Source organism: Psychrobacter sp. I-STPA10, from assembly GCF_021012795.1.
In the GTDB taxonomy this organism is placed as follows: domain Bacteria; phylum Pseudomonadota; class Gammaproteobacteria; order Pseudomonadales; family Moraxellaceae; genus Psychrobacter.
The window spans coordinates 39,643-52,161 of the sequence record NZ_VFYU01000004.1; the positions used below are offsets into that span (position 1 = coordinate 39,643).

The 12,519-nt window shown below is 39.5% G+C and carries 10 protein-coding genes and 1 tRNA gene; 2 read left to right on the forward strand and 9 right to left on the reverse strand.

What is annotated here, in order from left to right; translation table 11 throughout:
• Positions 1–96 precede the first annotated feature (96 nt).
• The 4 genes from FHK89_RS02045 to FHK89_RS02060 all read right to left on the reverse strand — a co-directional run bounded on the left by FHK89_RS02045 (position 97) and on the right by FHK89_RS02060 (position 4,799).
• Complete coding sequence (locus tag FHK89_RS02045) at positions 97–366, reverse strand: Uma2 family endonuclease (protein ID WP_230656114.1); 270 nt, start codon at positions 364–366, stop codon at positions 97–99.
• A complete protein-coding gene (locus FHK89_RS02050) occupies positions 363–2,144 on the reverse strand; it encodes a PepSY-associated TM helix domain-containing protein (protein WP_230656118.1) in 1,782 nt (593 codons plus the stop codon). Before FHK89_RS02050 ends, FHK89_RS02045 begins: the two co-directional genes overlap by 4 nt.
• Before the next feature lie 89 nt (positions 2,145–2,233).
• Positions 2,234–2,503 (reverse strand): hypothetical protein, encoded by a 270-nt coding sequence (locus FHK89_RS02055; protein ID WP_230656121.1) that lies wholly within the window; start codon positions 2,501–2,503, stop codon positions 2,234–2,236.
• A gap of 103 nt (positions 2,504–2,606) precedes the next feature.
• On the reverse strand, positions 2,607–4,799 hold the full coding sequence (locus FHK89_RS02060) for a TonB-dependent receptor (protein WP_230656124.1): 2,193 nt from the start codon (positions 4,797–4,799) through the stop codon (positions 2,607–2,609).
• Between the two features lie 275 nt (positions 4,800–5,074).
• Here FHK89_RS02060 and FHK89_RS02065 point away from each other — a divergent pair, with 275 nt between their 5' ends.
• Entirely contained in the window at positions 5,075–5,821 is a 747-nt protein-coding gene (locus FHK89_RS02065; RefSeq protein ID WP_230656128.1) for a hypothetical protein, read from the forward strand.
• A gap of 135 nt (positions 5,822–5,956) precedes the next feature.
• Positions 5,957–6,047 (forward strand) — tRNA-Ser (locus tag FHK89_RS02070).
• Positions 6,048–6,128: 81 nt separating this feature from the next.
• Here the strand turns inward: FHK89_RS02070 and FHK89_RS02075 are convergent.
• From FHK89_RS02075 to FHK89_RS02095, 5 genes are all read right to left on the reverse strand, one after another.
• Positions 6,129–6,704 (reverse strand): hypothetical protein, encoded by a 576-nt coding sequence (locus FHK89_RS02075; protein ID WP_230656131.1) that lies wholly within the window; start codon positions 6,702–6,704, stop codon positions 6,129–6,131.
• A gap of 93 nt (positions 6,705–6,797) precedes the next feature.
• Positions 6,798–7,802 (reverse strand): hypothetical protein, encoded by a 1,005-nt coding sequence (locus tag FHK89_RS02080; protein WP_230656134.1) that lies wholly within the window; start codon positions 7,800–7,802, stop codon positions 6,798–6,800.
• Positions 7,803–7,987: 185 nt separating this feature from the next.
• Complete coding sequence (locus FHK89_RS02085; protein ID WP_230656137.1) at positions 7,988–8,665, reverse strand: hypothetical protein; 678 nt, start codon at positions 8,663–8,665, stop codon at positions 7,988–7,990.
• 317 nt (positions 8,666–8,982) lie between these two features.
• Complete coding sequence (locus tag FHK89_RS02090; RefSeq protein WP_230656363.1) at positions 8,983–10,143, reverse strand: type I glyceraldehyde-3-phosphate dehydrogenase; 1,161 nt, start codon at positions 10,141–10,143, stop codon at positions 8,983–8,985.
• A gap of 256 nt (positions 10,144–10,399) precedes the next feature.
• The gene (locus tag FHK89_RS02095; RefSeq protein ID WP_230656140.1) at positions 10,400–12,217 is read right to left on the reverse strand and encodes an AAA family ATPase; all 1,818 of its coding nucleotides are present in this window, start codon (positions 12,215–12,217) and stop codon (positions 10,400–10,402) included.
• Between the last annotated feature and the right edge of the window lie 302 nt (positions 12,218–12,519).

Genomic DNA, 12,519 nt, shown 5'->3' on the forward strand with positions numbered 1-12,519 from the left:
GTACTACATGTACTATCTGCACTCGGTTACTTTGTGGTGAAATTATATTAGATTAACTATAAATACTAAAGATTAATTGCCCAGTCCACAATATAGTTAATGCTGTGGTGGTCTCGCCGCTAGCATCCAGCCTAACATACAAATTCCAATTAGCCATAAAGTGAGTGCTGTAAAATTATTGCATAAAAGCAAAATGATACAGGGTAATGCAACCAATCCCCATAATCTACGCCGATACCTCTGTACCCAAGGTTGTGGTGATTTCAGCCTATAAGCTCTTAAGCGTTTGGCATCATTATCTACCAGCAGCTTAAGTATAACACCACTAAATATTAGGCTAATAAAGGTTAAAATCAGTGTTTTCATGGTTTTGACTGCTTACTTAAAGCTAAATTTGAGTCACTTAGTTTAAGCCATCTTATCAATGTTACTAATGCCACACTCAAAAAAAACATATCAATCACTATCACTGCACCCTGATGGTTAAGCATAAGTTGATACCAACCTTGCCCAGAGACTTGCCATCGTATCAGCGGCATCAATAATGCAAATGCAATGATAAAGGTGCGTAAATACTGCTTAATTAACCATAATGTATGTGCAATATCTGTTGCTGTCTTTTGCAGGTACTGTAATACAAAACAAAATCCTAAGCTACCCAAACTAATTAACCAGCCTATCCAAAACCCCATCCAAATTGCATCTATTTCACTACTACTTGTGCCCCCTGAGTAAGCCACAAAATAGCCAAAAGCAGCACTCATCAAGGCAATGGGGAAACCATAAGCCAAAATAGGCACACTGACATAAAGTCGCTGCCAACTTGGCTGCTTAATACGTCTTTCAAACCATAAGTTAAAGCCAGTGATAATCACATAACATAAGATTAAAGTAGATAAAAACCATATCACCTTGGCAATCCAACCTGAAAAATCCCCAAAATGTAAGGCATACATAAGTCGTAAGGCTTTTGAGCTCACAGTTGGCTCAAACCCAACCCGTGCTACCTCGCGGATAAACTCGCCATTGTTACCATTAAATAATAAAGTATATGGCAACATCGAATTGTCCATCTGCACTGACGGATGAGATAAGGTAACTATTGTCTGCTCGGCACCATAGCCATCAATAATAATCTGATCTGGAGTCGTCGTTGCTCGGCTACTGGCATCGGCGATGATTTTATCAAGGTTATAAAGGTCATTAAGCTGCTCACTGCCCTGCCCACCCTGTCCACTACTTGCTCTGGCAACCTCATCGACACTGGGCTCATGTAATAATGTCGCAACTGCTTCTTTTGCATCACCATCAAAAGCCGTTAATACCACTACAGGAAGTCCCACACGAGTATCAAAGCAAATAAATGCCCCTGTAAATGCCAATAAAAAAGCAAACGGCAAACTCCATGTACCTGCTAAATTATGGGCATCCCGTTGTTTAAGAAGTTCACTAGAACGTCTGCGAGGTGCTAAAAACAAATCCCTAATCAGATGGCGATGTAATAAAAACCCTGATATGGTCACTATCAGTAACATCATGCCAAATAATCCTACTACCCAGCGGCTGATACCTAGTGGCAAATATAAGTCTGTGTGCAGGTTGCGAATAAAGCGCACCCAACTACTGGTAGAAGTATCTATCAGTTGCTCAGGATCAGTATTCACCTGTAATATTTGTCGTTTTACAGGATCAACAAGATATTGCATGATTTGTTTTTTTTGCAATACCTGTGCAATTGCCTCATCGGTAGAATTTGCCTGCTTACTTTTATCTGCTGTTTTATTATTTATTGCTTGATCTGCCTCAAAAGTGATACGCAGGAAGCCTTGATAAGATTCTCGAATCTCAATTTTGTGGTGATATCGCTTTGGTGTCTGTGCGGCAAGTTGACTAATAATGCTATCTATAGATTCTACTTGTGTGGGTGCTGCATCTTGTGACAGACCCAACTCAGCATTAGCCGCCATACTCATTAATGGGTGATGCTGCCCGTGGGTGCTGACTGACCACTGGCTAAGCTCTTCTTCAAAAACAACGATTCCCCCTGTTAATACAATCACATACAGTAAAAAGCCAAATAGCAAGCTAATCCAGCCATGTATCGACAGTTGACGCTTAGTGTTGTCAGTAGATAATTTAATCATAATAGACAGTCAATAAATCAGCAGCAGAAGCAATATACCCAAATAAAGGTAAACGGCGATTATAAGAATAAAGACAGGGGTAAAACAGGTTAACGCATAAGAAAAATAATCACGCTACTCAAAAATAACAGTCCTAACATGATGCTACTGGCACGTTTGAGGTTACTATCAAGCAGTGGATAAAAAAAACATCCTGCCCAAATAAGTGGGAATAGGATGGTTGGAAATATCATGTGATACAGTTGGCTATCACTCAGCCCATTATTACCTTGATGCGGCAAACAAAGAATCAGTACCGCCATCAAACACAGTGACAATATAAAAGCCAAAGGCCCTGCCAGCCAGAACCTAATAGGCAAATACTTTTTGAACCCAATAAACGCCTTCTTTAGTAGCAAAGAAGGCGTTTTTGAAATTGAAATTGACTTTAGCATACAGATAACAGACTTATAAAATCCATCATTACCATTTATAGTTAACGGTCACACCAACGCTGCGAGGCTCACCTAATGTATACTGCTTACGTCCACTATACTCCCACTCATTTACAATATAATTGGTGTCAAAAAGATTATTGACATGGGCATAAGCACCCCAAGTATCCGCCTCATAGCCTGCTTTTAAGTTAACCAAAGTATATGGTTTTAGCTCTTGGGTATTTGCCAAATCACTCCATGCTTTGCCCTGATAATTGGCAAAGCCACCAAAATACCAGCCATCCGCATTAAGATAAGTCGCTCCTAGATTGGCAGTAACTTTGCGGGCATCGGTAAACTCTTTACCACTATAATCGGTGCCATTGTCATTAAATTTATCAAACTTCGTTTTGACAAAGCCCAGTCCACCGGATAATAGCCAGTCAGCATTCAATATATAGTTACCTTCGACTTCCAAACCATACAAACGTGATTTGCCTGCATTGGTGGTATAGCTATCATAAGGGATAATACTCTCGCTCACCAATACTTGTTGGTCTTTCCAGTTGGTATAAAATAGATTGCTGGTCAATGACAGCTTTTTATCTGCACTACGATGACGTACAGACAGCTCATAGTTATCGGTAAATTCTGGGTCATATTTTTTGACAGTACGCTTAATCGGGTTGGTAGATGCGCCGCCACTGCGATAGCCTCTTTGATATAAAAACCCTGTGCTTAAGTCATCATTCCACTCATAATCAACCCCAAGCTTTGGTAGCCAAACTTTATTGACATTATCCCCTTCTGCCTCACCATTAGCGAGGTTTAAAAAGCCATTAATTTTTTGGTCAATCGCTGGCACACCTGTACTTTTTGCCAGTTTTGCATTACTGGGCTTATTGTGCTCTGAGCGTTGGTCATAATCAAAACGTAGTCCTGATAGCACTGTTAATTGTGGAGTAAGCTTATAATCGGCATTAAAAAATACGGCAAGGTTTTTGTAGCCATCACCATTATCAGCATCATAATTCACCCGAACCGATTGTCCTTTTAGGCTAAAAGGCACTTCTTTTGCTTGTAAATGATTGTCATAGCCTCCTTTTGCCGCATACAATCCTACTACCGCTTTTAGATTATTGTTATTATCGTAGTTTAAGAGAGCCTCTTGCGATATATTATGCTGGGTTCGCTGATTGTTCCATTGTGCATTGCCTGTACTCCCATCATAATCAAGGTGCCGTTCTAATTTTTGGTGTGTATAACCCGTCGTTGATTGCAACTGCCAGTTATTACCAAAGTCTTTATTATACTGTACGCTAACATCATTAATTTTATTAATATTTTTTGAAGCCTCATTATCATCGTTAATATTTTTCTCTTTATATAAGCTATTATCCGTACCATGCTCTTCTAAATTGCTATGGGTAAGCGTCAGTAACATATTGCTATCAGCATCAAGGTTATAAAGTAGCTTGCCACGAATTTTATCATCGGTACGTTTAGCCCAATCATCAGCGTTATAAGTGGTGTTGGTAGTAAAGCCATCAGTATGTTTACGTTCAGCACTGAGTCGATACGCCAAATCCTCTGTAATCGGTCCTGTACTTACCCCTGCTAACTGGTAAGTATTGTCAGTACCGTAACCAAGCTGCACTTTACCACTGGGGGTAAACTCTGGGTCTTTACTTTTAATAATCACCGCCCCTGCTAACGCATTCTGCCCGATGGTGCTAGACTGTGCCCCACGTAATACTTCCACCTGCTGTACATCCCATGTTGACTGGCTATCTTTGTACATACCGCCCGCTGTTTGCGGAACCCCATCAACAATCACACTATAGGTATCTGCTCCGCTACCCCCTGTCGCACCAATGCGGCTAATACCACGAATGCTAAAGTTATAACCTGTATTTATTGAGACATTAGCAGTATTGGCTAGTACATCGGTAAAATCCCTAAGAGCAGGATTTTCATCAATTTCAGCAGATGTGGTGATTTTGACACTACCGACCGTCTCTTCGGCAGTTCGTCCCATCTTTTGACCAGTGACTACAATGGGGGCTACCGTTGTCGATGGTAATATATCTTCTTGCAAAGTAATAGCTTCATCTTCTGCGAGAGGCACGATTGCTATCTCTGCCATTGATGACATAGATGCACCTGCAAAAGAGACAGCAACAATAGCTTGTGTAAGATAAGACAAGCGGTGAGTGGTGTTAATACGATGTGGAGACATACGCTGCGCCTTTATATTACGACTTATATATCAAAAGTCTGATGAGAATTTATCCCTATCTTGCTATATCAATTATTACTTTACTTACACATACTTACTACGATGGGCAGTTAAGTTAAATATAGAATAGAGATGAGCTAAAAAAAATACAGCGTAATATAGCAGCATATTCATTTAATGTAAATGATAATTGTTATTAATATCATTAAAAACACTGCTCCTTAAATAGTGATGACCTCCTTAAATCCAATTTTACCTAATAAGGACTTATGGTTATGCACCCACATAACTTTCTGCATACTTATATTCACAAGTATATTCTTTTTTTATCACTTTGTTTCAGTCTTAGCCTTACAGGGTGTGACGTCCAAAGTACCCATAATAGTATTTTAGATATCCCATTATCAGCTCAATTAGTAAATGATGACCAAGCAACACTACAAAATATTGCTTCACAACTACCAGCAAAACAGCGCACCCTACTACACCGCTATCTTATCAGAGTACAACCATCATCAACTCAAGCTCAAAGTTCTGTAGCCATAACCATTGGTCAAGCAATTGCAGCACAGCAACAATACGAACAACCACCTTCTCATGATCCGATCGATACCAAAACAGCCAAAGCAGCCACAAAACCGCAGCTACCCTACTCGATTGAGTTAATACCCATACAAATACCACCCGCCTTAAACCAAAATACAGATCAGATAAATATCCGCATCAAATCACCCAATTTTGATGTGTATTTAGCCAATCATACTGACAATCCAATACACACATTTACTGGTACATTGGTGTTTGATGCTGCAAGCTTTTCCCAACCACAAGCCATATCAATCCCGCTAACTCAGTTTGAGCCTGCCATTGCCCACGGCAGCAGTGGGCAGCTTGTTATCAATCGCAGTATGAAAAATGCAGATATTCTAGAAAAAATTACTGACGTACAGACCGCTACTGCTAAGATTGTCTCAGGTGAAATCACCCTAACCAATGGTCAACACATCACCATAAAAGAGTGAATCATGCTAAGAAGCTCAATTTACTCACTATCCAGGTGCTAACATGCGCCAAAAGACTGTTTTACCATATTTTTTGCAAAAATTAGAGAAATATGCTTGCATTATCTTTCAACTTGTATATAATACTGCACCTACGGAAGCGTGGCAGAGCGGTTGAATGCACCGGTCTTGAAAACCGGCGTGGGTTCATAGCCCACCGAGAGTTCGAATCTCTCCGCTTCCGCCATATTCAAAAAACCAGCAATTTTTATTGTTGGTTTTTTTATGGGTGATGATTTTATATAATGAAAGCTGTAAGATAAAACTGCTAAACGACAACTTGCATGGCAATGATTGATTTTGGCACACTGTCATCTTTCCACAGTAACGCACCCCCAGTAAACAATCCACTCTCAACCACACTAAACTTCCAAACTTCATTAGCAATAGCATTAGTAGCGGCAGCATGACTATCCACACTATCATCAACATTTATACTTGTATTTGCAAACACACTGATGCGGCACTGATTAAGTCCATCACTGCTATATATTATATGCTGCGTGGCAATTTTTACCCCTTGATAAGGCTGCACCTGTTGATAAACCAGCTCAGGTTTAATATTCATCGCTTCTGCTAAAGATGTTATATTTTCTTGCTCAGTTTCATGCTTAGTTTTTGGGCGAAAAGCTAGTTTATTGATGGCTTGATAGTCATCATCTGTTAACCAATCAGCAATAACCAAAGGTAATACTGCATCGCTATTGTTAACAAAATAGATATCTTCTTCATATTGCTCCTCGGTATTTATCACGGTCAAATAGTATTTTGGCTGTTTTACAGAAGTGATTTGTGGTAGGTTTGACTTACCGCTCCACTGCATATCATTCATACGCTTTTGCATAATTTCACCTTATTTATGGTTGTTAACTGATTTTGTTGAGCCATTTTTATGTAATGACATTTAGATCATTTAGATATTAAAAATTAAAACTATTTAATACATACCACTGTCCATTACATCTTGTATCAACTGCTTAGATAGTCTGGCAGGTAGGTTATAGGGTGGGAAATAAAGCTGATGCTGCACAAGATCATGCACAGGGCTTAAATTGCTAAAAAACTCAATGCTATCCAAAAAATCCGCATATTTTGTGCAAGGAACTTCATATCCAATGACATGACTTATCTGATTAAATAGCAATCGATGATTGATAAGATAGTGTTTTTTGATAAGGGTGATTAAAGCAGACTCATAACTTGAGAAATCCAACTCATTCACAACATCTTCATCCATATCATCGTCATCAACCTCATAATAATCACGAATATAAGTCTCTAGAGTACGATACCCACTAAAATCTTGAGGTTGCAAAAACGCACCACGACTCATTAGCTGTATGTACTGCTCACTTGAAACTTCATTATCAAGTTGCCACCACTGCATAAAACGATAGCAGGAAAGTGGTTGTAACCCATACCCATCTAGAATGTTTCTTAACTTCAGATATTTTTGTGTATCTTGCAGATAGCTGTCCACATTTTGACAAATCTCTCCTGATGTTTCGCTATCTATCCCATGTGCTTGATAAAGCTTATCTTGCACATACGCATAAGCTGGATCTAAATCAAGCACATAATTCAATCGTTTAATAAATGCATCATGACTACAAGCTGAGATATCCACACCAATCAGCGCTTGTATCTCACTAAACATCTGGTTATGTGACGCTGGCAACCACAATCGCACAATTTGATGTAACTGCTGAGCAACCTGTGGCTGTAAAAGCAACTGTAATAAAGGCTTATCACAAGCAGTTGCATAATTTTTTTGCATATAGTCACTAATGACACTGGCAACGCTAGCAACATTAACGTCCTTGTTTTGGTTTTGGCTTTTTGCATCATAAAACCAATGCATAAACGTATTCACTGGTAATGCACGTAAGCAGTGATATTGATTGGCATAACTGTCTAATATGCAACGAATGTTATCGTCCATAAGTTATCCTTTTTAGGTGAATCGGTTAATGATTTTGTGGTATGGCTGTTGTTTGCCAAATATAGACAATCTAATATAATTTCACCACAAGGCAACCGAGTGCAGATAGTACAAGTAGCACATTGAGTGAGGTTAACACCGTGGTGGATTTATATTAGGCAGACTATATAAGAGACTAAAACTGATTAAAAATCAGCAGCAATATAAAGTGTGTGCGTCGCTCCACGCTCAACGCCATTTTCATCTGTCAAGAGCACCCGATAGCCCTTGATAACCCCATCAAAGGGAATGCTGTCTTGCAACTTGGCATGGTGTTGTTTGATTTGCTGATAAATAACTTGTAACTGCTGCTCCCTATCTAATAAGCGTATGCCATCAGCAAGTGGTACATGAGTGTATTTTGACACTGCCATTGTATTAAAAAACGAAGGGGTAAAATTATCATTAAAGTGAATATCAGCATAGACCACAGGTTTAACTGCATGTAGCACCTTGTCTGCATACTGTTTTAATGGCTGTAGTAATGGCTGATACTCAGCCTGAGCAATCCCTAATACCTGACATAAGACTTGAATAAATTCAGTCGTTGAATATTTAAAATCGTAACTGGGCTTAGTTAGACCTAAATATGGTGAAGATAATACTTGGGCTAAACGCCTTAAAGCTTTGTTATGTTTTAAAGTTTTGTATGGTTGCAGGTTGGATTGACTGGATTGATGGAGCTGATAACCCATAGCAATAAGAATTTGTGTATGGCTAAGGTGTTGTTGCTCAATCTGTTTTAAGATAAGTGTTTGTAATGAGTTGCCATTATCTTCAAGGAAATGAGTGCTATGTTGACTAGAATGACTAGAAAAAGTCATGGGGGATACTCCTTATACTTTGACTGTGCTTATGTTTATATCTAGAAAATCAAGCACAGACACCATACTCAAGGTATTAAGTGATAAGGTGTTGTGCGTTTTACCAGTGGTTGTTTTGCATCGTGCTGGAAGTAGCGATAAACCCACGATGTACGGCTATATTAGCAATTCAATTTTTTGCTGTCTAGAGGTAACAACATACTATGCGACATTGAATGTCGCATAGTATCTGGCATAGTATCTGGCATAGTGTCTATAAGTTGAATACTGGATAAATTAAAGCAGAATATAGCTTAGTGGTATAAGAGCACATCAAACTAATCCTGAGCATTAATCTCACTTAAAAACAAACACATATCCAATAAGCGATTGGCATAACCCCACTCATTATCATACCAAGCAAAAACCTTAAACTGATTGCCCACTTGCATCAGCTGCTGCCCATCAATGATCAGCGACTGCGGCTGATGAATAAAATCACTGGAGACCAATGGCTCATCGGTATAATCCATAATACCTGCCAGTCTGCCTTTTTTATCTTCACAAGACTGTTTTAGAGTCTGCTCAAGCTGTGCCAAAGTTACCTGTTTTTGGAACACAAAAGTCACATCAATCGCTGCCACATCAATGGTAGGCACACGAATAGAATGACCATTAATTCGTCCTTGCATCTGCGGTAATACCCGCTCAGTAGCCGCAATGCTACTTGAGGTAGTTGGGATAATATTATGCCCTGAGGCTCGAGCACGGCGTAAATCTCGATGCGCCTGATCAAGTACGGTCTGATCGGCAGTAACTGCATGAATCTCTGTCATCATCACCGAGTCTATACCAAAGGCTTTATCTAAGACATCAATCAAGGGTACTAAGGCTTGGGTAGTGCAAGATACGCTAGAGATGATAGGTAGTCTACGCGTCAGTAGCTCATCATTAACCCCCATCACGATACAAGCATCGACATGATCAAAGGGAGCTGCACCAATAATTACCTGCTTTGCCCCTGCTTTAAGATGACGCTTGGCATCTTGGTAACTACGAAAATGCCCTGTACATTCTAATACCACATCAATATCCAATAGCTGCCACGGCAATTGCTCTGGCTGCCTAATATGTAGCATCTGGATATCATAATACTTATCCACCTTACTAAGGCGCAGCACTTCATTAGGCTGCACAGCAGTATTTTGCTGCGATACCTCTTTTTTCATCTGTACTATCTGTGCTTGCACCCCAAGTTTGCTTAAACGTCCATGCGCACTATCAAACTTGAGTAGATGCAACAAAGTCTCGCTGTCTGCCACATCATTAATGGCAACAATTTGTAGCGATTTGTCTAATATTTCAAAACGCTCAATTAATGCCCGCACTACATTACGACCAATACGACCAAAGCCGTTAATGGCAACTTTAAGTGTGGGTTTGGCATTTATGCTAGTACTATGCGTATTGGCTATGGATAAATTATCTGCTCGCACCATCTGGCTGGCTGATGAATGCTCGCTATTTGATGATACTGGATCAATTTGATTATCAGACAAGGGGGACTCTCTACAAAATGCTTTTAAAATCTAAGAACCTGTATTCATAATCCAAAATCAGGGGAGTTTTAAACTAAAATTGCGTAATACAAGGCAAATTTGGGGGTGAATAGTCACTCTATTTAACTCAAAATTTAACGCCGTAGTACGTCTATTTTAGGCAAAAAGCCACCATTATGGGTTGTGAATACAGCTTCTAAGGGCCAATAAAAATTAATGCTAAACGAATGCTATTATAATCAATACGTTCACGCAAATAATCAAAGATGGGTTTGAGTTTGACATTACCTTTATCATCAAAATCATTGGGATCATTGGCAGCTTTAATGGCAATATAGGCAGTACCTACCTGTGTCATCACTTCATCACTTGGGCGTAGATGCTCACAAGCGAGACTTGGATCTTGTTTTTTAAGCTCACTTAAATGGCGCATAATGGTGGCTTGTGATAGCTCCCGAGCTTGTGCGATCTCTGCAATACTGAGACTTTCTTCTAATAATAACCGAGTCTCTAGTAAGGTGCTGCTTGATTTATCTGTCACTTGATTACCAAGTTTTTCTTTTTTCTCATTTTGCTGCTTAAGACGCTCTTGACGTTTTTTGCGTATCTTTTCATAAGATTCGATCACAGCTTGGCTCAGTGTACCACCAGATTTTAAAATAAAGTTATTGTGTGCTTTATCTAGACTGTCTTCATCAAGTTTGGCATGACTGGCGACCATCTCCTCAGACAGCTCATGGAAACGGCGATCTGCACCTCTTGCCAATGGGTCAAGCTTTAGACTCATTTCATTCATACCAAGTAACTGTAAGCCTGAGAGTGATTTTAACCGTGACAACGCCACATAGCCCTGTCCAAGCTCAAAGGTCTTGGACAAATCGATCTCGGCTGCCTCAAGGGTCATGCCTTGCGATTTATGAATGGTTATCGCCCATGCCAATGCCAAAGGTATCTGGCTGTAGCTTGCCAACACTTCACCATTTTCATCCTCAATCACCCACTCTTCTGCCTCTGCCATGACTTTATCACCATCATTAAGCTGAATCACAGGCAGTTTAATGCCTTCGGGTTTATCTGCTTTGAGTGGCTTAAAATCCACCACCACACCCATGCTGCCATTAGAGACACCAAGCTCACTATTATTTTTGATAAACATCACTTTTGCACCCACTTTTAATACCAACTCATCACAGGTGCGCACATTTTTTTTCAGTGTCTCAACCAATTTATCATCGCCAAAAGTCGTGGCAGAAAATTTAACAGGTGTGCCAGGGAGCGCATCTAACTCACGCTCATTGACTTGATTGATATTCATTTTATGCGTATATAAGCGAGTACGATTTTGCTTGATATCCTGCATCTGTGTTGCTTGCAGTGCATCGATGGCATCATAAGTAATGGTTTGCTGACGTATTTGATTTAATATGCTATCTAATGTCAATCCATACTCAGAACCACTACTATCATCAGCAACATCTTGACGATGCTGCTCGGTCAAATAGCAAATATGGAAATCTGCCTCCAACCATGCCGCCGACATAAACGCAAATTTATCACGATTTGTCTCAGTACGCGCCCCCACTGGTGGCAATTGAAAGAAATCACCTGCCACCACCACTTGTATACCACCAAATGCTGCCTCACTTTGGCGTACATGCTTTAGCACAGTATTCACCAAATCTAGTTGTTTGGCATGTAGCATCGAGATTTCATCAATAATCAATACGGCAGTATCTTTTATGCGTTCAGTTAAGTAGCGTTTACGACTTAAATTGCTTAAATCACGCTCACTTAGCTCGTCTTTAATGCCAATACCAGACCAACTATGAATGGTCACCCCACTCATGTGTGTTGCTGCAATACCTGTACTTGCGGTTACTGCCACAGGCACACGCCGAGCTCGCAAATAGTGTATATACTGGTTTAGGGTATAGGTTTTACCTGAGCCTGCTGAGCCTGTTAAAAAGACATTGTTACCAGTTTTTAGAATATCAAGAGCAGTAGATTGATGCATACAAATTACAACCAAATAATTTAATTTATGATTTTCCCTGCTAATGTTTCATCACTTAATGAAGAAAGGGTTAGCTTTTTTGCTATTTTCTTAAAGTCCTTATTATGACAGGTAGAATAAGTTTGTTCTATTTGTATCTTAATAGAGTTAGCCATTCAATTTTAAAACCTACCAAACTTGAGTAAAAATGCTATTTTAGCATCTATATTATCATTATAATTTAAAATTAGTTTATTTTTTATTTATAAAAAGGTATATTAAAGCAGCTATCTAACTATTAATTTATGACTAATACTACATGG

Bases quoted from the DNA above. Each gene is read 5' to 3' on its own strand.
- FHK89_RS02045 (WP_230656114.1), bottom strand. From the start codon at position 366: ATGAAAACACTGATTTTAACCTTTATTAGCCTAATATTTAGTGGTGTT.
- FHK89_RS02050 (WP_230656118.1), bottom strand. From the start codon at position 2,144: ATGATTAAATTATCTACTGACAACACTAAGCGTCAACTGTCGATACAT.
- FHK89_RS02060 (WP_230656124.1), bottom strand. From the start codon at position 4,799: ATGTCTCCACATCGTATTAACACCACTCACCGCTTGTCTTATCTTACA.
- FHK89_RS02065 (WP_230656128.1), top strand. From the start codon at position 5,075: ATGCACCCACATAACTTTCTGCATACTTATATTCACAAGTATATTCTT.
- FHK89_RS02075 (WP_230656131.1), bottom strand. From the start codon at position 6,704: ATGCAAAAGCGTATGAATGATATGCAGTGGAGCGGTAAGTCAAACCTA.
- FHK89_RS02080 (WP_230656134.1), bottom strand. From the start codon at position 7,802: ATGGACGATAACATTCGTTGCATATTAGACAGTTATGCCAATCAATAT.
- FHK89_RS02085 (WP_230656137.1), bottom strand. From the start codon at position 8,665: ATGACTTTTTCTAGTCATTCTAGTCAACATAGCACTCATTTCCTTGAA.
- FHK89_RS02090 (WP_230656363.1), bottom strand. From the start codon at position 10,143: ATGGTGCGAGCAGATAATTTATCCATAGCCAATACGCATAGTACTAGC.
- FHK89_RS02095 (WP_230656140.1), bottom strand. From the start codon at position 12,217: ATGCATCAATCTACTGCTCTTGATATTCTAAAAACTGGTAACAATGTC.